This window comes from Pseudomonas sp. LB1P83 (genome assembly GCF_054897885.1).
Window position 1 is genome coordinate 5558176 of sequence record NZ_CM142709.1, and the last position, 19461, is coordinate 5577636.

15 protein-coding genes, 2 tRNA genes and 3 rRNA genes are annotated in these 19461 nt (G+C 56.1%); 9 read left to right on the forward strand and 11 right to left on the reverse strand.

Annotated elements, in window-relative coordinates; translation table 11 throughout:
• Positions 1-54: 54 nt before the first annotated feature.
• The 6 genes from rrf to tyrS form a co-directional block, all read right to left on the reverse strand.
• Positions 55-170 (reverse strand): 5S ribosomal RNA (gene rrf / locus ACYZTY_RS25570).
• Positions 171-324: 154 nt separating this feature from the next.
• Positions 325-3216 (reverse strand): 23S ribosomal RNA (locus ACYZTY_RS25575).
• Positions 3217-3455: 239 nt separating this feature from the next.
• Positions 3456-3531: transfer RNA gene (locus ACYZTY_RS25580), tRNA-Ala, on the reverse strand.
• 9 nt (positions 3532-3540) lie between these two features.
• Positions 3541-3617: transfer RNA gene (locus tag ACYZTY_RS25585), tRNA-Ile, on the reverse strand.
• A 123-nt stretch (positions 3618-3740) separates the two neighbouring features.
• Positions 3741-5279: ribosomal RNA gene (locus ACYZTY_RS25590) — 16S ribosomal RNA — on the reverse strand.
• The 16S, 23S and 5S rRNA genes sit together here with 2 tRNA genes alongside, the layout of an rRNA operon.
• 552 nt (positions 5280-5831) lie before the next feature.
• On the reverse strand, positions 5832-7031 hold the full coding sequence (tyrS, locus tag ACYZTY_RS25595; RefSeq protein WP_131061026.1) for a tyrosine--tRNA ligase: 1200 nt from the start codon (positions 7029-7031) through the stop codon (positions 5832-5834).
• Between the two features lie 212 nt (positions 7032-7243).
• Here tyrS and ACYZTY_RS25600 point away from each other — a divergent pair, with 212 nt between their 5' ends.
• A complete protein-coding gene (locus ACYZTY_RS25600; RefSeq protein ID WP_461955953.1) occupies positions 7244-8671 on the forward strand; it encodes a peptidoglycan DD-metalloendopeptidase family protein in 1428 nt (475 codons plus the stop codon).
• Between the two features lie 3 nt (positions 8672-8674).
• Positions 8675-9766 carry an anhydro-N-acetylmuramic acid kinase gene (locus ACYZTY_RS25605; RefSeq protein WP_461955954.1) on the forward strand — a complete coding sequence of 364 codons (1092 nt, stop codon included), beginning with the start codon at positions 8675-8677 and terminating at the stop codon, positions 9764-9766.
• 81 nt (positions 9767-9847) lie between these two features.
• Here the strand turns inward: ACYZTY_RS25605 and erpA are convergent, their stop codons facing one another.
• Both erpA and argC read right to left on the reverse strand, forming a co-directional pair.
• Positions 9848-10198, reverse strand: coding sequence for an iron-sulfur cluster insertion protein ErpA (erpA, locus tag ACYZTY_RS25610; RefSeq protein WP_007947969.1), 351 nt, complete (start codon positions 10196-10198; stop codon positions 9848-9850).
• A gap of 161 nt (positions 10199-10359) precedes the next feature.
• Positions 10360-11394, reverse strand: coding sequence for an N-acetyl-gamma-glutamyl-phosphate reductase (gene argC / locus ACYZTY_RS25615; RefSeq protein ID WP_461955955.1), 1035 nt, complete (start codon positions 11392-11394; stop codon positions 10360-10362).
• A gap of 134 nt (positions 11395-11528) precedes the next feature.
• On the opposite strand from argC, the gene hemJ reads away from it, so the two are divergent.
• The 6 genes from hemJ to coq7 all read left to right on the forward strand — a co-directional run bounded on the left by hemJ (position 11529) and on the right by coq7 (position 16145).
• Positions 11529-11957, forward strand: a complete 429-nt coding sequence (gene hemJ / locus ACYZTY_RS25620) for a protoporphyrinogen oxidase HemJ (RefSeq protein ID WP_461955956.1) — start codon at positions 11529-11531, stop codon at positions 11955-11957.
• Between the two features lie 33 nt (positions 11958-11990).
• Positions 11991-12959: an NAD(P)H-dependent flavin oxidoreductase gene (locus ACYZTY_RS25625; protein ID WP_461955957.1), complete on the forward strand. Its 969-nt coding sequence runs from the start codon at positions 11991-11993 to the stop codon at positions 12957-12959.
• 92 nt (positions 12960-13051) lie between these two features.
• On the forward strand, positions 13052-13996 hold the full coding sequence (locus ACYZTY_RS25630) for a DUF805 domain-containing protein (protein WP_461955958.1): 945 nt from the start codon (positions 13052-13054) through the stop codon (positions 13994-13996).
• 95 nt (positions 13997-14091) lie between these two features.
• Positions 14092-14880, forward strand: a complete 789-nt coding sequence (locus ACYZTY_RS25635) for an SDR family NAD(P)-dependent oxidoreductase (RefSeq protein WP_461955959.1) — start codon at positions 14092-14094, stop codon at positions 14878-14880.
• 80 nt (positions 14881-14960) lie between these two features.
• Positions 14961-15299 (forward strand): histidine triad nucleotide-binding protein, encoded by a 339-nt coding sequence (locus tag ACYZTY_RS25640; protein WP_461955960.1) that lies wholly within the window; start codon positions 14961-14963, stop codon positions 15297-15299.
• Between the two features lie 198 nt (positions 15300-15497).
• Complete coding sequence (gene coq7, locus ACYZTY_RS25645; protein WP_461955961.1) at positions 15498-16145, forward strand: 2-polyprenyl-3-methyl-6-methoxy-1,4-benzoquinone monooxygenase; 648 nt, start codon at positions 15498-15500, stop codon at positions 16143-16145.
• 190 nt (positions 16146-16335) lie between these two features.
• Here coq7 and speD read toward each other — a convergent pair whose 3' ends face one another.
• Both speD and ACYZTY_RS25655 read right to left on the reverse strand, forming a co-directional pair.
• On the reverse strand, positions 16336-17130 hold the full coding sequence (speD, locus tag ACYZTY_RS25650) for an adenosylmethionine decarboxylase (RefSeq protein ID WP_461955962.1): 795 nt from the start codon (positions 17128-17130) through the stop codon (positions 16336-16338).
• A 238-nt stretch (positions 17131-17368) separates the two neighbouring features.
• A complete protein-coding gene (locus tag ACYZTY_RS25655; protein WP_007941657.1) occupies positions 17369-17791 on the reverse strand; it encodes an OsmC family protein in 423 nt (140 codons plus the stop codon).
• Between the two features lie 235 nt (positions 17792-18026).
• On the opposite strand from ACYZTY_RS25655, the gene crp reads away from it, so the two are divergent.
• A complete protein-coding gene (crp, locus tag ACYZTY_RS25660) occupies positions 18027-18671 on the forward strand; it encodes a cAMP-activated global transcriptional regulator CRP (protein ID WP_207284802.1) in 645 nt (214 codons plus the stop codon).
• Here the strand turns inward: crp and ACYZTY_RS25665 are convergent.
• Complete coding sequence (locus ACYZTY_RS25665; RefSeq protein WP_461955963.1) at positions 18668-19369, reverse strand: lipoate--protein ligase family protein; 702 nt, start codon at positions 19367-19369, stop codon at positions 18668-18670. The genes crp and ACYZTY_RS25665 overlap by 4 nt on opposite strands.
• Positions 19370-19461 lie beyond the last annotated feature (92 nt).

A 19461-nucleotide genomic window follows, 5' to 3' on the forward strand; every position in this document is an offset into this window, starting at 1 on the left:
CTGCGGACAAAACAAAACCCCAACTGCTTTCGCAATTGGGGTTTCGGAATTTAATCTTGACGATGACCTACTCTCACATGGGGAAACCCCACACTACCATCGGCGATGCATCGTTTCACTGCTGAGTTCGGGATGGGATCAGGTGGTTCCAATGCTCTATGGTCGTCAAGAAATTCGGTAGCCGGGTCGTTCTCTCTTGCGAGATCACGCTCCAGCGAATGGGTATGCGATAGTTTGGTGTTTTGTGAGTATCTCGAACTTTCGGTTCGTTTCGTCTTCACACACCGCAATCTGGCTTTTACGCACAAATTGCTTGGGTGTTATATGGTCAAGCCTCACGGGCAATTAGTATTGGTTAGCTCAACGCCTCACAGCGCTTACACACCCAACCTATCAACGTCGTAGTCTTCGACGGCCCTTCAGGGGACTCAAGGTCCCAGTGAGATCTCATCTTGAGGCTAGTTTCCCGCTTAGATGCTTTCAGCGGTTATCTATTCCGAACATAGCTACCCGGCAATGCCACTGGCGTGACAACCGGAACACCAGAGGTTCGTCCACTCCGGTCCTCTCGTACTAGGAGCAGCCCCTCTCAAATCTCAAACGTCCACGGCAGATAGGGACCGAACTGTCTCACGACGTTCTAAACCCAGCTCGCGTACCACTTTAAATGGCGAACAGCCATACCCTTGGGACCGGCTTCAGCCCCAGGATGTGATGAGCCGACATCGAGGTGCCAAACACCGCCGTCGATATGAACTCTTGGGCGGTATCAGCCTGTTATCCCCGGAGTACCTTTTATCCGTTGAGCGATGGCCCTTCCATACAGAACCACCGGATCACTAAGACCTACTTTCGTACCTGCTCGACGTGTCTGTCTCGCAGTCAAGCGCGCTTTTGCCTTTATACTCTACGACCGATTTCCGACCGGTCTGAGCGCACCTTCGTACTCCTCCGTTACTCTTTAGGAGGAGACCGCCCCAGTCAAACTACCCACCATACACTGTCCTCGATCCGGATAACGGACCTGAGTTAGAACCTCAAAGTTGCCAGGGTGGTATTTCAAGGTTGGCTCCACGCGAACTGGCGTCCACGCTTCAAAGCCTCCCACCTATCCTACACAAGCAAATTCAAAGTCCAGTGCAAAGCTATAGTAAAGGTTCACGGGGTCTTTCCGTCTAGCCGCGGATACACTGCATCTTCACAGCGATTTCAATTTCACTGAGTCTCGGGTGGAGACAGCGCCGCCATCGTTACGCCATTCGTGCAGGTCGGAACTTACCCGACAAGGAATTTCGCTACCTTAGGACCGTTATAGTTACGGCCGCCGTTTACCGGGGCTTCGATCAAGAGCTTCGCGTTAGCTAACCCCATCAATTAACCTTCCGGCACCGGGCAGGCGTCACACCCTATACGTCCACTTTCGTGTTTGCAGAGTGCTGTGTTTTTAATAAACAGTCGCAGCGGCCTGGTATCTTCGACCGGCATGGGCTTACGCAGTAAATGCTTCACCCTCACCGGCGCACCTTCTCCCGAAGTTACGGTGCCATTTTGCCTAGTTCCTTCACCCGAGTTCTCTCAAGCGCCTTGGTATTCTCTACCCAACCACCTGTGTCGGTTTGGGGTACGGTTCCTGGTTACCTGAAGCTTAGAAGCTTTTCTTGGAAGCATGGCATCAACCACTTCGTCACCCAAAGGGTAACTCGTCATCAGCTCTCGGCCTTAGAATCCCGGATTTACCTAAGATTCCAGCCTACCACCTTAAACTTGGACAACCAACGCCAAGCTGGCCTAGCCTTCTCCGTCCCTCCATCGCAATAACCAGAAGTACAGGAATATTAACCTGTTTTCCATCGACTACGCTTTTCAGCCTCGCCTTAGGGACCGACTAACCCTGCGTCGATTAACGTTGCGCAGGAAACCTTGGTCTTTCGGCGTGGGTGTTTTTCACACCCATTGTCGTTACTCATGTCAGCATTCGCACTTCTGATACCTCCAGCAAGCTTCTCAACTCACCTTCACAGGCTTACAGAACGCTCCTCTACCGCATCACCTAAGTGATACCCGTAGCTTCGGTGTATGGTTTGAGCCCCGTTACATCTTCCGCGCAGGCCGACTCGACTAGTGAGCTATTACGCTTTCTTTAAAGGGTGGCTGCTTCTAAGCCAACCTCCTAGCTGTCTAAGCCTTCCCACATCGTTTCCCACTTAACCATAACTTTGGGACCTTAGCTGACGGTCTGGGTTGTTTCCCTTTTCACGACGGACGTTAGCACCCGCCGTGTGTCTCCCATGCTCGGCACTTGTAGGTATTCGGAGTTTGCATCGGTTTGGTAAGTCGGGATGACCCCCTAGCCGAAACAGTGCTCTACCCCCTACAGTGATACATGAGGCGCTACCTAAATAGCTTTCGAGGAGAACCAGCTATCTCCGAGCTTGATTAGCCTTTCACTCCGATCCACAGGTCATCCGCTAACTTTTCAACGGTAGTCGGTTCGGTCCTCCAGTTAGTGTTACCCAACCTTCAACCTGCCCATGGATAGATCGCCCGGTTTCGGGTCTATTCCCAGCGACTAGACGCCCTATTAAGACTCGCTTTCGCTACGCCTCCCCTATTCGGTTAAGCTCGCCACTGAAAATAAGTCGCTGACCCATTATACAAAAGGTACGCAGTCACCCAACAAAGTGGGCTCCCACTGCTTGTACGCATACGGTTTCAGGATCTATTTCACTCCCCTCTCCGGGGTTCTTTTCGCCTTTCCCTCACGGTACTAGTTCACTATCGGTCAGTCAGTAGTATTTAGCCTTGGAGGATGGTCCCCCCATATTCAGACAAAGTTTCTCGTGCTCCGTCCTACTCGATTTCATGACTAAGAGATTTTCGCGTACAGGGCTATCACCCACTATGGCCGCACTTTCCAGAGCGTTCCGCTAATCTCAAAGCCACTTAAGGGCTAGTCCCCGTTCGCTCGCCACTACTAAGGGAATCTCGGTTGATTTCTTTTCCTCAGGGTACTTAGATGTTTCAGTTCCCCTGGTTCGCCTCTTAAGCCTATGTATTCAGCTTAAGATAACCATCTTATGATGGCTGGGTTCCCCCATTCAGACATCTCCGGATCAAAGTCTGTTTGCCGACTCCCCGAAGCTTTTCGCAGGCTACCACGTCTTTCATCGCCTCTGACTGCCAAGGCATCCACCGTATGCGCTTCTTCACTTGACCATATAACCCCAAGCAATCTGGTTATACTGTGAAGACGACATTCGCCGAAAATTCGATAATACTCAATTAAGAGCAACTCACAAATTTTACCTTAGCCTGATCCGTTACCAGTGAAAGTAACGTCCAGTCTATCTTTCTATCACATACCCAAATTTTTAAAGAACGATCTAATCAAAGACTAGAAATCAATATTCACTTCAGAATATTCATTTCTAAACTCTAACAGCAGAAGCAGTTAATGGTGGAGCCAAACGGGATCGAACCGTTGACCTCCTGCGTGCAAGGCAGGCGCTCTCCCAGCTGAGCTATGGCCCCATACAAAATTGGTGGGTCTGGGCAGATTCGAACTGCCGACCTCACCCTTATCAGGGGTGCGCTCTAACCAACTGAGCTACAGACCCAATTTCGAGCGCGTAACTGTTAGCGGTGAGCTATCAGCTTGGAGCTTAAAGCTGCTTCTATCGTCTTCTTCAATGAATCAAGCAATTCGTGTGGGAACTTATGGAGCAGCTGATGTCGTCGATTAAGGAGGTGATCCAGCCGCAGGTTCCCCTACGGCTACCTTGTTACGACTTCACCCCAGTCATGAATCACACCGTGGTAACCGTCCTCCCGAAGGTTAGACTAGCTACTTCTGGTGCAACCCACTCCCATGGTGTGACGGGCGGTGTGTACAAGGCCCGGGAACGTATTCACCGCGACATTCTGATTCGCGATTACTAGCGATTCCGACTTCACGCAGTCGAGTTGCAGACTGCGATCCGGACTACGATCGGTTTTCTGGGATTAGCTCCACCTCGCGGCTTGGCAACCCTCTGTACCGACCATTGTAGCACGTGTGTAGCCCAGGCCGTAAGGGCCATGATGACTTGACGTCATCCCCACCTTCCTCCGGTTTGTCACCGGCAGTCTCCTTAGAGTGCCCACCATTACGTGCTGGTAACTAAGGACAAGGGTTGCGCTCGTTACGGGACTTAACCCAACATCTCACGACACGAGCTGACGACAGCCATGCAGCACCTGTCTCAATGTTCCCGAAGGCACCAATCCATCTCTGGAAAGTTCATTGGATGTCAAGGCCTGGTAAGGTTCTTCGCGTTGCTTCGAATTAAACCACATGCTCCACCGCTTGTGCGGGCCCCCGTCAATTCATTTGAGTTTTAACCTTGCGGCCGTACTCCCCAGGCGGTCAACTTAATGCGTTAGCTGCGCCACTAAGAGCTCAAGGCTCCCAACGGCTAGTTGACATCGTTTACGGCGTGGACTACCAGGGTATCTAATCCTGTTTGCTCCCCACGCTTTCGCACCTCAGTGTCAGTATCAGTCCAGGTGGTCGCCTTCGCCACTGGTGTTCCTTCCTATATCTACGCATTTCACCGCTACACAGGAAATTCCACCACCCTCTACCATACTCTAGCTTGTCAGTTTTGAATGCAGTTCCCAGGTTGAGCCCGGGGATTTCACATCCAACTTAACAAACCACCTACGCGCGCTTTACGCCCAGTAATTCCGATTAACGCTTGCACCCTCTGTATTACCGCGGCTGCTGGCACAGAGTTAGCCGGTGCTTATTCTGTCGGTAACGTCAAAACAGCAAAGTATTAATTTACTGCCCTTCCTCCCAACTTAAAGTGCTTTACAATCCGAAGACCTTCTTCACACACGCGGCATGGCTGGATCAGGCTTTCGCCCATTGTCCAATATTCCCCACTGCTGCCTCCCGTAGGAGTCTGGACCGTGTCTCAGTTCCAGTGTGACTGATCATCCTCTCAGACCAGTTACGGATCGTCGCCTTGGTGAGCCATTACCTCACCAACTAGCTAATCCGACCTAGGCTCATCTGATAGCGCAAGGCCCGAAGGTCCCCTGCTTTCTCCCGTAGGACGTATGCGGTATTAGCGTCCGTTTCCGAGCGTTATCCCCCACTACCAGGCAGATTCCTAGGCATTACTCACCCGTCCGCCGCTCGCCACCAGGTACAAGTACCCGTGCTGCCGCTCGACTTGCATGTGTTAGGCCTGCCGCCAGCGTTCAATCTGAGCCATGATCAAACTCTTCAGTTCAAACATCTTTGGGTTTTTAAGAAACCCTAAACTTGGCTCAGCAATCGTTGGTTACATCTTTGATTTCTCGCGGAGTAACTTGTGATGCTGATAATCTTGTTGACTATCAGTCTGACTCCACAAGCACCCACACGAATTGCTTGATTCAGTTGTTAAAGAGCGGTTGGTTAAGATCTTTCGTCTCAACCGAGGCGCGCATTCTACAGCAGCCTCTGTTGCTGTCAAGCGGTTATTTTCAGAAGTTTTCAAAGTTTCTTTTGCAACTTCAACCACTTGCGCTTCCGATCTCTCGTTAGCGGGAGGCGAATTCTACAGCGTTACTCGCTGCTGTCAACACCTCTTTTTCTCCGCTTTCGACCGAGAAGATCGAACCGTCAATCAAGCCCTACAACCCTGCCTGATCAACTCCTTCTGGGCTTCGATGACCTGAAGCAACTCGCTGCCGAAAACTGCGTAACTCTTTGTTTACCAAGGAGTTTTCCGTTTCGACTGCGCCGGAAGTGGGGCGAATTATAGACTTCCAGAATCTGCCGTCAACCCCTAATTTCAGCTTTATTCGGATTTGAGCGTAATACGCGCAAATGCCTTCTTTCCTGCCTGGCAAACATGGGTCGCGCCCAGTACGTATATAAAGGTGCGATCGACAACCTCACCATCTATACGCACACCACCGGAACCCAGCAGGTCTCGAGCGACAGCCGAGTTCTTGACGAGACCCGCCTTATTAAGGACAGCAGCGATCGGCATGTCTTCAGTCGCGGTCAATTCGATTTCTGGCAGATCGTCCGGCAGCTCGCCTTCCTTCATACGGTTGCCCGCCGCACGGTGAGCATTGGCCGCAGCCTCTTCACCATGGAAACGCGCGACAATCTCTTCGGCCAGCTTGATCTTGATATCACGCGGATTGGCACCCGCCTCGACATCGGCACGGAATGCATTGATCTCATCCATGGAGCGGAAACTGAGCAACTCAAAGTAGCGCCACATCAGCGCATCCGGAATAGAGACCAGCTTGCCGTACATGACACCCGGCGCTTCCTGGATACCGACGTAGTTGCCCAAGGACTTGGACATCTTCTTCACGCCATCCAGACCTTCGAGCAGCGGCATAGTCAGGATGCATTGAGCCTCTTGACCATAACTGCGCTGCAGCTCACGCCCCATCAGCAGGTTGAACTTCTGATCGGTACCGCCCAACTCGACATCCGCGCGCAAAGCGACCGAGTCATACCCTTGAACCAGCGGATAGAGGAACTCGTGAATAGCGATTGGCTGGTTGGTGGTGTAGCGCTTGTCGAAGTCGTCGCGCTCAAGCATGCGAGCCACGGTGTACTGCGAAGTCAGACGAATGAAGTCCGCCGGCCCCATCTGATCCATCCAAGTGGAGTTGAACGCCACTTCGGTCTTGGCCGGATCAAGAATCTTGAAGACTTGAGTCTTGTAGGTCTCGGCATTCTCGAGAACCTGCTCGCGGGTGAGCGGAGGACGTGTCGCGCTCTTGCCGCTCGGGTCACCGATCATCCCGGTGAAGTCACCTATAAGGAAGATCACCTGATGACCCAGTTCCTGGAACTGGCGCAGCTTATTAATAAGCACGGTATGACCCAGGTGCAAATCCGGCGCGGTCGGATCGAAGCCGGCCTTAATACGCAGCGGCTGTCCACGCTTGAGCTTTTCGATCAGCTCGGACTCGACCAACAGTTCTTCCGCACCACGTTTGATCAGCGCTAGCTGCTCTTCAACCGACTTCATAACAGACCCGCAAGGCTCGAATTCAAAGGGAACCAACCATACAAGATCACGCGTCAAATACAAAGTTTGGCCGGCGCAATGACGCCAATCCACTGGCAGAGTGACCACGGACTTGCTTCAGAGATGATTTGGTTATATTTTATACAGTTATTTCATCTTCATCATGTCATTCATCTTTTCCAATTCATCTTTTTCAAAGTCAAAAATTACCTATGACCAAAGAATCGTCTAAAGCGCCACCGCTTTACCCGAAGACCCACCTGCTCGCAGCAAGTGGTATCGCCGCTCTTCTGAGCCTGGCGCTTCTGGTATTCCCTTCCAGTGATGTAGAAGCCAAAAAGACGACCCTGAGTCTTGAACTGGAAAGCCCTGCTGAACAACTGACACAAGATCAAGACGCTGCTGAAGCCGTTCAAGCCACAAATGAGCCGGCAGCCTCCCCTTTTGCGCAGATCGAAAACAACGCAGAAGAACCTCAGGAAACCGCCCAGGCTGCGCCGGCACCGGCGCCGGCGCCTGTCGTCGAAGAAAAGAAGGCACCAGGCCACAGGGAAGTGATCGTTTCCAAAGGCGATACCCTTTCCACCCTATTCGCGAAAGTCGGCCTTCCAGCCACCGCCGTGCATGAAGTACTGGCCAGTGATAAGCAGGCCAAGCAATTCAGTCAACTCAAACACGGCCAGAAACTCGAATTCGAACTGACCCCCGATGGCCAGTTGACCAACTTGCACAGCAAGGTCAGCGACCTCGAAAGCATCAGCCTGACCAAGAATGACAAGGGTTACACGTTCAACCGCATGACCGCCAAGCCTACCGTGCGCTCCGCCTACGCGCATGGCGTGATCAACAGCTCGCTGTCGCAGTCTGCCGCGCGTGCCGGCCTGTCCCACAGCCTGACCATGGACATGGCCAGTGTGTTTGGCTATGACGTCGACTTTGCCCAGGATATTCGCCAGGGCGACGAGTTCGATGTGATCTATGAGCAGAAGGTCGTCAACGGCAAGGCTGTCGGCAACGGCCCGATCCTTTCGGCACGGTTCACCAGCCGCGGCAAGACCTACACCGCCGTGCGTTACACCAACAAGCAAGGCAACAGCAGCTACTACACCGCTGATGGCAACAGCATGCGCAAGGCGTTTATCCGCACTCCGGTCGACTTCGCCCGCATCAGTTCGAAGTTCTCCATGGGCCGCAAGCACCCGATCCTGAACAAGATCCGCGCCCACAAAGGCGTGGATTACGCAGCACCACGCGGCACGCCGATCAAAGCGGCCGGTGACGGCAAGGTGTTGCTGGCAGGTCGCCGCGGCGGCTACGGCAATACCGTGATCATTCAGCATGGCAATACCTACCGTACGCTGTACGGCCACATGCAAGGCTTTGCCAAAGGCGTGCAGACAGGCGGCACCGTCAAACAAGGCCAAGTGATCGGCTACATCGGCACTACCGGCCTCTCCACCGGCCCGCACTTGCACTACGAGTTCCAGGTCAATGGCGTGCACGTCGACCCACTGGGCCAGAAGGTTGCGATGGCTGACCCAATCTCCAAAGCGGAACGCGCACGCTTCCTCGCGCAGAGCCAGCCGTTAATGGCCCGCATGGACCAAGAGAAAGCCACCATGCTGGCTTCGAAGCGCTAATTCATGACGCTCTATATAGGTGTGATGTCCGGGACCAGCCTCGATGGCCTGGACATTGCGCTGATCGAGCTGGCCCCGGTGATCAACCTGATCGCCACGCACTACACCCCAATGCCTGATTCCCTGCGCGCCGAGTTGCTTGGCTTGTGCGCCAGCGGCCCGGACGAGATTGCCCGTTCCGCCATCGCCCAGCAAAACTGGGTGAAACTGGCAGCGCAGGGCATTAACACCCTCCTCCACCAGCACAACCTGAAGCCCGAAGACATTCGCGCGATTGGCAGCCACGGCCAGACCATTCGCCATGAACCGACACGCGGCTTCACGGTGCAAATCGGCAACCCTGCGCTGCTGACCGAGTTGACCGGAATCACCGTGGTCAGCGACTTCCGCAGCCGTGATGTTGCTGCTGGCGGGCAAGGCGCACCTCTGGTTCCAGCCTTTCACGAAGCCTTGTTTGAAGAACGTGCCGGCAATCGCGCGGTATTGAACGTTGGCGGATTCAGCAACCTCAGCCTGATCGAGCCCGGCAAACCTGTCGCCGGTTTCGACTGCGGCCCGGGGAACGTCCTGCTGGATGCCTGGATTCATCAGCAGCGCGGCGACAACTTTGATAGCGACGGCCAATGGGCTGCCAGCGGCAAGGTTGAACCGGTTCTGCTGAATGAATTGCTGAGTGATCCTTTCTTCGTCACCAAAGGCCCGAAAAGCACCGGCCGCGAAGTGTTCAACCTGCCATGGCTGACACAGCATCTATCAAAACTGCCACCCTTCGCCGCTGGAAACGTGCAAGCAACTCTGCTTGAGCTGACCGCACTGACCATCGTCGAGTCACTGCAGCACGCCCAATCGGATACTCAGGAACTGCTTGTCTGCGGTGGCGGCGCACACAACGCCACACTGATGAAGCGCTTGGCCAGCCTGCTGCCGAACGCGACGGTCAGCAGCACCGCCGCTTACGGCGTGGACCCGGATTGGGTCGAAGCCATGGCCTTCGCCTGGCTGGCCCATTGCTGCCTGGAAGGCATCGCGGCCAATCGCCCGAGCGTCACCGGCGCCCGCGGCCTGCGCGTACTCGGCGCCATCTACCCGGCCTGACTATCCCAGATCAAATCCCACACAGCAAAACGCCGCAAAGCCCTGAAGCCATGCGGCGCTTGATAATGCGGTGAAGCGCGATCAGATCGAGAACGAAGAGCCGCAGCCACAAGTAGTGCTGGCGTTCGGGTTCTTGATCACGAAACGCGAACCTTCCAGACCTTCCTGATAGTCCACCTCGGCACCGGCCAGGTACTGGAAGCTCATTGGGTCTACGACCAGACTCACACCTTCGCGCTCGACGATGGTGTCGTCATCGGCCACTTCTTCATCGAAGGTGAAGCCGTACTGAAAACCTGAACAACCGCCGCCCGTAACAAATACGCGCAGCTTCAAGCGATCATTCCCCTCTTCATCGACCAGGCTCTTCACCTTGTGCGCGGCACCGTGGGTGAATTGCAAAGCGGTGGGGGTGAAGGATTCGACGCTCATGCTGACTATCTCCCGGCGTTACGCCGCCATAATGCGTGATGACGCGCATTATCCGCTTCTCCTAGAAAATCGGTCAACTATTTGAGGGGCAGCGACAAGCTTCAAGCTGTGAGCTTCAAGCTTGCGGCTTACAACTTGCCGCTTGCCGCTTGCAGCTGCTTCTAAGGCAGCATGCCGGCGTGGGACAGGCCTAGACGTTCATCCAGACCAAACAGGATGTTCAGGTTCTGCACCGCCTGACCCGACGCACCTTTGACCAGGTTATCGATCACCGACAACACCACCACCAGATCACCGTCCTGCGGACGATGCACGGCGATACGGCAGACGTTGGCACCGCGCACGCTGCGGGTTTCCGGATGGCTGCCGGCCGGCATTACATCGACGAACGGTTCGTTGGCGTAACGCTTTTCAAACAACGCCTGCAGATCCACCGAGCGATCGACGACGGTCGCGTACAGCGTCGAGTGAATGCCGCGAATCATAGGCGTCAGGTGCGGAACGAAAGTCAGACCGACGTCCTTGCCCGCTGCGCGACGCAGGCCCTGGCGGATTTCCGGCAAGTGACGGTGACCTTTGACGGAGTAAGCTTTCATGCTTTCCGACGTCTCGGAGTACAGCGACCCCACAGAGGCGCCACGGCCAGCACCGCTGACACCGGATTTGCAGTCAGCGATCAAACGGGTGGTATCGGCCAGGCCGGCTTCGAGCAACGGCAGGAAACCCAATTGCGTCGCCGTTGGATAGCAACCCGGCACGGCGATCAGGCGAGCGTCCTTGATCTGCTCGCGATTGACTTCCGGCAAACCGTAGACCGCTTCCTCCAGCAGTTCCGGCGCACCGTGCGGCTGGCCGTACCACTTGGCCCACTCGACAGGGTCTTGCAGACGGAAGTCTGCCGACAGGTCGATGACCTTGGTCCCGGCCGCCAGCAGTTCGCCGGCCAGCGCATGAGCAACACCGTGAGGCGTGGCGAAGAACACCACATCACAGGCGCCCAGCGTCTTGATGTCCGGAACGCTGAAGGCCAGTCCGTCGTAGTGGCCTCGCAGGTTCGGGTACATATCAGCCACGGCCAGACCGGCCTCGGATCGGGAAGTGATCACTACCACTTCAGCTTGCGGATGCTGTGCCAACAGACGCAGCAGTTCGACACCGGTGTAACCCGTGCCGCCGACGATACCGACCTTGACCATAAACCTGCCCTCAACGAACCCACTGGAAAGCCGTCGATAATAGGGCCCGCATCGTCCTGCGACAACCGCTTAGGTGACGTGCGGCCGCTCAAGCCTCTACTATTCGGGCTACCGTGAACCTGGGAATAACTAAAATGCTTTATCTGTGGCTCAAAGCGCTTCATATCATCAGCATGGTCTGCTGGTTTGCCGGCCTGTTTTACCTGCCGCGCCTGTTCGTTTATCACGCCCAAAGCGAAGACACCGTCAGCAAGGAACGCTTCAGCCTCATGGAGCGCAAGCTGTACCGCGGCATCATGGGCCCGGCGATGATCGCCACCCTGATTTTCGGTATCGCGCTGATCTGGCTTAACCCAGGCATTTTCAGTCAAGGTGCCTGGATTCACGCCAAGCTGACCCTGGTGGTGATCCTGATCGGCTACCACCACATGTGCGGCGCACAGGTGAAACGTTTTGCCCGTGGCGAAAACACCCGCAGCCATGTCTTTTATCGCTGGTTCAATGAAGTGCCGGTTCTGATATTGCTGGCTATCGTAATTCTGGTCGTCGTTCGGCCGTTCTAACTCCAATAGGCACAACTCACCGGGGTACTTCCAATGTCGCTGCCCGCTTTGCTCGAACAACGTTTGCGTCTGCCCGTGGTGGCAGCGCCGATGTTTCTGATTTCCAATCCGCAACTGGTGCTCGCCTGCTGCCGTAACGGCGTGGTCGGCAGCTTTCCCGCACTGAACCAGCGTGAGAGCAGCGGCTTCAAGGCCTGGCTGGAAGAGATCGAGGCAGGGTTGGCGACACTGGAGAACCCGGCGCCTTACGCAGTGAACCTGATCGTCCACAACAGCAACCCGCGACTGCAAGCGGACCTTGCGATCTGCGTCGAGCACAAAGTACCGATCGTGATCACCAGCCTCGGCGCCGTAAAAGAACTGGTCGATGCCGTCCACAGCTATGGCGGCCTGGTGTTCCATGACGTGACGACGCGTCGCCATGCAGAGAAAGCCGCCGAGGCCGGTGTGGACGGTTTGATTGCCGTGGCAGCAGGCGCCGGTGGACACGCCGGGACCTGGAGCCCATTCTCGCTGATTGCCGAGATTCGCCAGTTCTTCGACAAGACCCTGCTGCTGGCAGGCTGCCTGAACCACGGCCACGAGATTCTTGCGGCGCAATTGCTTGGCGCGGACCTGGCCTACTTCGGCACGCGATTTATCGGCACCACTGAAAGTCATGCACCTGACGCCTATAAAGAGATGTTGTTGACTTCCAGAGCCGCGGACATCGTCCACACTCCGGCGGTATCGGGTGTACCGGCGAGTTTCATGCGTCAAAGCCTGGAGGCTGCCGGTTTTGACATGGCGGCACTGCAAGGCAAAGGCGAGGTCGACTTCGGCTCTAAACTCAAGCCGATCAGCGATGAAGCCAAAGCCTGGAAAACCGTATGGTCCGCGGGCCAGGGTGTCGGGGAAATCGATGACTTGCCGAGCGTCGATCAATTGGTCGCACGGCTGGACGCGGAGTACCGCAAGGCACTGGAACTGGCGGCGGAGCTGCCTAAACGCTGGCCGCGCTGAGATGAATGTTTGGCCAGCCCGCCCCGGCTGGCCTTACACTCCACGCCTGTAACATTTCCTCATTCAAAAACTCGCGACAAGGATGCCTCGCAATGGGCGACAACCGTTTCAAGATCGTGTTCGACGGCGCTCTGCTGCCAGGCGTTGACGCCACCACTGCCAAACAGAATCTCGCCGCGCTGTACAAAAGCGAAGTCGCAGCTGTCGAGCGACTGTTCACTGGCAAGACGGTTACGCTCAAACAAGACCTGTCGCAGGTCGACGCGCAAACCTACCTTCAGGCGCTGAAGAAAACCGGCATCGATGCTCGCATCGAAAGCGAATCGCCCATAGAGCTGAACCTGGCCGACGCCCGCGAACATACGCCCGCCAGCAGCCAACCGGTATTCGCCGACCCCGCATCCCCTTACGCACCGCCCCGGGCCACGGTCGGCGAAAGCCTGCCCGCGTATGCTCCACTCAAGCCATTCAGCGTCGAAGGCCGCATCGGTCGTTTGCGCTATCTGGCCTGGACGATGTCCCTGACGCTGGTCACGCTGGCCGTCGGTTCGGTATTGGCCATTTTCGCCTTCGCCATCATCAGCGCCGATTCGACCGCAGGCCTGATTCTCGGTGGCCTGGTTGCGTTCATCCTGTTCATTGCCATGGCGGTCGTCAGCATTCAGATCAGCGTGCAGCGTCTGCACGACATCGGCTGGTCTGGCTGGCTCTGGTTGCTGAACCTTGTGCCGTTCGTGGGCAGCTTCTTCCCGTTTGTGATCATGATCGCTCCGGGCACCAACATTCCCAATCAATACGGCGCGCCGCCTCCGCCTAACACTACCGCAGTCAAGGTGCTGTCTTCGCTCTGGGTCGTGTTCATCGCGCTCGTTTTCATTGGCGCACTGGCCGGCGGCATTACTGCCATCCAGCAGGAATACGAAAGTGCTGCCGAAACCAGCTATGACAGCAGCTCGGTAACTACCGACGAAGTTGAAGTCGAGCCAGCGCAAGAGGCGGAGCAAGCAGCGGATTCCGCAGAGGAAGAAGCCGAATAAGCCCCGGCCCCTGTAGACTCTGCGAAAGAATGAACAGCGCTCCCCGCCCGTGACACCCGCGTCGCTGGCGCGGAGCTGTTGCGATGGAGAACTGCATGACCCGTTACGCTCTGATCACTGGCGCTTCCAGTGGCATCGGCCTGGCGATGGCCGAAGCGCTGGCCCGCCGTGGCCGTAGCCTGATTCTGGTGGCCCGACAGCGTGATCAGCTGGAAAGTATTGCAATTGAACTGACCCAACGGTTCGGCGTGGAAGTATTGTTCCGCGCCTGTGACCTCGGCGAGCCGTTACGGCTGTCCGGGTTCCTGCTGGAACTGGAAGAAGGTGACCGGCAAATCGATTTGCTGATCAACTGCGCCGGCATCGGCACCTGCGGGCCCTTTCTGGCCCAGGACTGGATGACCGAGCAGGACCTGATCGAAGTGAACATCCTGGCACTCACCCGCTTGTGCCATGCCATCGGAAACAGCATGGCCTTGCAAGGGGGCGGGCAGATTCTGAACGTCGCTTCAATGGCGGCATTCCATCCCGGCCCATGGATGAGCACTTACTACGCCAGCAAAGCTTATGTGCTGCACTTTTCCGAAGGGTTGCGCGTCGAGCTGAAGAAATGCGCGGTCAAAGTCTCGGTGCTCTGCCCCGGCCCGACACGCACCGGGTTCTTCCGCACCGCGCAGTTGGACACCGCCAAACTGGCCGACAGCACGATGCTGATGAGTCCCGAAGAAGTGGCGCTGTATACCGTGCGGGCCATGGAGAAAAATCGCGCGATCATCATTCCGGGTCGCGGGAACCGCTGGCGCGCTTTTCTGCCACGGCTCGGCTCTCGCTGGCTGATCCGGACAGTCGCTGGCATGGTCAACAAGGCCTACTGCCCGCGCTGACCATGTCTCAAGGTAAAAGGCTGGGCTCGGGGATAACCGATGAGTACACTCAGGCCAGCCCAAACAACGGAGAAACAGCTGTGGATACTCTGTTCAGCAAGATCATCAACCGGGAAATCCCGGCAAAGATCATCTACGAGGACGACCAAGTACTGGCCTTCCACGACATCGCCCCACAGGCACCTGTGCATTTTCTGGTCATTCCGAAAAAAGCGGTGCGCACCCTTAACGACCTCACCGAGGACGACAAGGCATTGGCCGGGCACATTCTGTTCACTGCCCAGCGCCTCGCCTTGGAACTGGGCTGCGAAAAAGGTTTCCGCGTTGTCATGAACTGCAATGAAGAAGGTGGGCAGACTGTCTATCACATTCATATGCATGTGCTGGGTCAGCGCCAGATGCACTGGCCGCCGGGCTGATCCAAAGGCCCTGCCCTTTGTAGGAGCGAGGCTTGCCCGCGAAAGCGATTTGACAGTCACCATAGATGTCGCCTGGTACACCGCCTTCGCGGGCAAGCCTCGCTCCTACAGGGATCGGGAAACTCCAATGACCCAGCGCAAACCTTCCCCCGGCCGATTGGGTTAAACTGGCCGCCGAGATTCTTCCCGGAGGTCAGCATGACTACCCAGCGTCACTACTCGCCGATTGACCGTCTTCTGCTGCAAGCCGATGCCGCGATGCGTACATTGCTGCCTTTCAGTGGCCAGCCGTACCGTCCGTCGCCCGCCATCGTGCAGCCGGATGCGCAAATGAGTGACGAAGACACCCGCCATGTTGCCGGTTTGATGCGCATCAACCATACCGGTGAAGTCTGCGCCCAGGCGCTGTATCAGGGTCAGGCCCTGACTGCCAAGCTGCCGCACGTGCGTGCCGCCATGGAACATGCTGCCGAAGAAGAAATTGATCACCTGGTCTGGTGCGAGCAACGCATCAAACAGTTGGGCAGCCACACCAGCATACTCAACCCGCTGTTCTACGGTATGTCGTTCGGGATTGGCGCCGTGGCCGGATTGATCAGCGACAAGGTCAGCCTGGGTTTCGTGGCCGCCACCGAGCATCAGGTGTGCAAGCACTTGAACGAGCACCTTGAGCAATTGCCCGCGGAAGACGAAAAATCCCGGGCGATTCTTGAGCAGATGCGGGTTGATGAAGAACATCATGCCGAGAGTGCGCTGGAGGCTGGAGGCTTTCGTTTTCCGGCACCGGTGAAGTTCGGGATGAGCTTGATGGCCAAGGTGATGACCAAGAGTACTTATCGGATCTGATTCAAGGGGCTTTTCGTAGCAGCAAGCGATGCGGCGACCCGACTTACCCGCGAAGGCCGTTACGAGGTCTTACCGAAACACCGCGTTATCGTTCTTCGCGGGCAAGCCTCGCTCCTACAGGTTTTTTTTGCGACAGACATAAAAAAGGCGACTGCCGTGAGGTAGTCGCCTTTTTTTGTACCCGAAAATCTTAGCTCGGCATGTTGCGCGCGTAGAAGATTTCGAGCATTTCGTGTTTCACACGATCAGTCACTTGAGCACGCTGCTCAGGGGACAGGTTGTTGGTCGCGTCACCGAAAAGGTAGTTATCCAGTTCGAAGTTCTTCAACAGCATTTTGGTGTGGAACAGGTTTTCCTGGTACACGTTCACGTCGGTCATCTGGTACGCGTCGCGGGTGTCGTCGGAGAGGTAGTTCTGAATCGAGTTGATCTCGTGATCGATGAAGTGCTTATTGCCTTCGACGTCACGGGTGAAACCGCGCACGCGATAATCCACGGTCACGATGTCCGAATCGAACTGGTGAATCAGGAAGTTGAGCGCTTTAAGCGGTGAAATGACGCCACAGGTCGACACGTCAATGTCCACACGGAATGTCGCAATGCCGTCGTCCGGATGGATTTCCGGGTAGGTGTGCACCGTGATGTGGCTCTTGTCGAGGTGGGCCAGGATAATCTCGGGCAACGGACCCGGCGACTCTTCGATCTGGCTGTCGGTCGGGGTCACCGGCTCTTCCGAGATCAGAATCGTGACGCTGGCACCCTGTGGATCGTAGTCCTGACTGGCGATGTTCAGGATGTTGGCACCAATGATATCGACAACTTCTGTGAGGATCTGCGTCAGGCGCTTCGCGTTGTACTCTTCATTGATGTACTCGACGTAAGCCTGTTGGTCCTGCGGGGTTTCCGCGTAGCAGATGTCATAGATGTTGAAGCTCAAGGTCTTTGTCAGGTTATTGAACCCGTGGAGCTTGAGTTTGCTTTTCACCGTTAAAAACTCTCTATGTATTGCGGCCCGGGCCGCGTGATCAAGCATGCCCGTCAGATGCGAACAACGCACCTGCGTAGGACGGTTAACACCTCTTCGCGATGGCGATTTTGGTTGTCTGTTCGGGTTCGCAGCCTGTCGATGACGGACCACGACCCTGAAAAAAGTGGCGCATTATGCAGACGTCAGCTTGGGATCGCCAGAGTCTGCACTGCTTTTATGATAGTTGAATGTCGATTCAACCGAGTTCGATGATCTCGTAGTCGTGGGTAATCGCCACGCCCGCCGCGCCAAGCATGATCGACGCCGAGCAATACTTCTCGGCCGACAGTTCGATAGCGCGTTTGACCTGGGCTTCTTTCAGCCCGCGGCCCTTGACCACGAAGTGCATGTGGATCTTGGTGAAGACTTTGGGATCTTCGGTCGCACGCTCGGCTTCGAGGAAGGCTTCACAGCTTTCGACGGCCTGACGGGACTTCTTGAGGATGCTGACCACGTCGAAATTGCTGCAACCACCGACACCCAGCAGGAGCATTTCCATCGGCCGGACACCCAGGTTGCGACCGCCTGCATCGGGCGGACCGTCCATGACCACGACGTGACCGCTGCCGGATTCACCGAGGAACATGGCTTCGCCAGCCCATTGGATGCGTGCCTTCATCGCCAGACTCCACTGCATAAAAAAAGGGTCGCCAGCTTAGCACAGGGCCCCGGATTGACAGTGCCCGGCATTTGTAGGCATAACCTTCCGAGCCGTAGGTAAATGCTCGAATATTACAGGAAGTGTCTGTTAAGCTGGCGCCAATTCGCTGGCGCATGGCCAGCCTTTGCCGCAACCGTCATCAGCGACTCATAAAAAAACCAAACACACCGTGAAGTCTTTTCGGGATACAACCATGGTTGCTATTGCCCCAACCCCCAAGATCAAGAACCTCGACAAGCTGTTGATGCATTGCCAACGCCGTCGTTATGCGGCCAAGAGCAACATCATTTGCGCCGGTGATCGCTCGGAAACGCTGTTCTTCATCATCAAAGGCTCGGTCACGATCCTGATCGAGGATGACGACGGTCGCGAAATGATCATCGCCTACCTGAACTCCGGGGACTTTTTCGGTGAGCTGGGTCTGTTTGAACAAGCGGGGCTCGAACAGGAGCGCAGTGCCTGGGTGCGCGCGAAGATCGAGTGTGAAGTGGCGGAAATCAGTTACACAAAATTCCGCGAACTGTCCCAGCAAGATCCAGACATTCTTTACGTGCTCAGCGGACAAATCGCACAGCGCCTGCGCAACACCACGCGCAAGGTCGGTGACCTGGCGTTCTTCGACGTAACGGGTCGCGTCGCCCGCTGCCTGCTGGAGTTGTGCAAACAGCCGGATGCGATGACCCACCCGGACGGCATGCAGATCAAAGTGACCCGTCAGGAAATCGGCCGTATTGTCGGTTGTTCACGTGAGATGGTCGGTCGCGTGCTCAAGGATCTGGAAGAACGCAACCTGGTGGACGTCAAAGGCAAGACCATGGTGGTCTTCGGTACGCGCTAAACGGCGAGCATATCTGCCAGCAACTGGCGATAAAGCGTATCAAGCCGCCCGAGCGCATCGGGCGCGGCAAACTTCTCATGCAGGGCAATGTGGCTTTCGGCGCGCACCCGCTGTTCAAGACCGCACGCTTCGTTGAAGCGATTGACCGCGGCGACCATCGATTCACGCTCGTTATCCAGCAACAAAGCTCCGTGCACTAATCCCACCGGACGTTGGCCACCCTTGCTCTGGCGCCAGCGCTGAGCGGTGCCGACCATTTTGCGGCCGTCGAGGTTGACGTTGAAACGACCATCGCAAAATGCGCCGTCGACTTCGCCCAAAGACGAAACACCGCCCAGCTCATCGAGTAACTGACAAATCGGGTCGCAGAGACGGCGGTAAGCGGTTTCAATCCGATTCTGGTCGCCCTCGCTGCGCGGTGGCGCGTAGACCAGTGCGATGTTGATGGTGGAGGCCGATTGCGGCACTGGCTCACCGCCGGTTTCACGTAACAGCACTGGCCAACCGGCGGCGGCTGATACGTCACATGCTGCTTCGAAGCCTGGCAGACGGTTCAAGCGTCGGGGCATGACCAGTGCGCGGTCATTGGGTTGCCAGAACAGCAGACCAAATTCAGCGTCGCCGGCACAGACCGATGCCAGCAGATTCTGTTCGGCCTGTAGGCCGGCTTCGACAGTCAAAGAGACGATTGAGGTCATAAGGTAATCCATGGGGCATAAAGTCTGTGGTGCTACTTATGCCGCCATCGCGAGCAGGCTCGCTCCCACACTGGATCTGCGGTGCTAGTAGA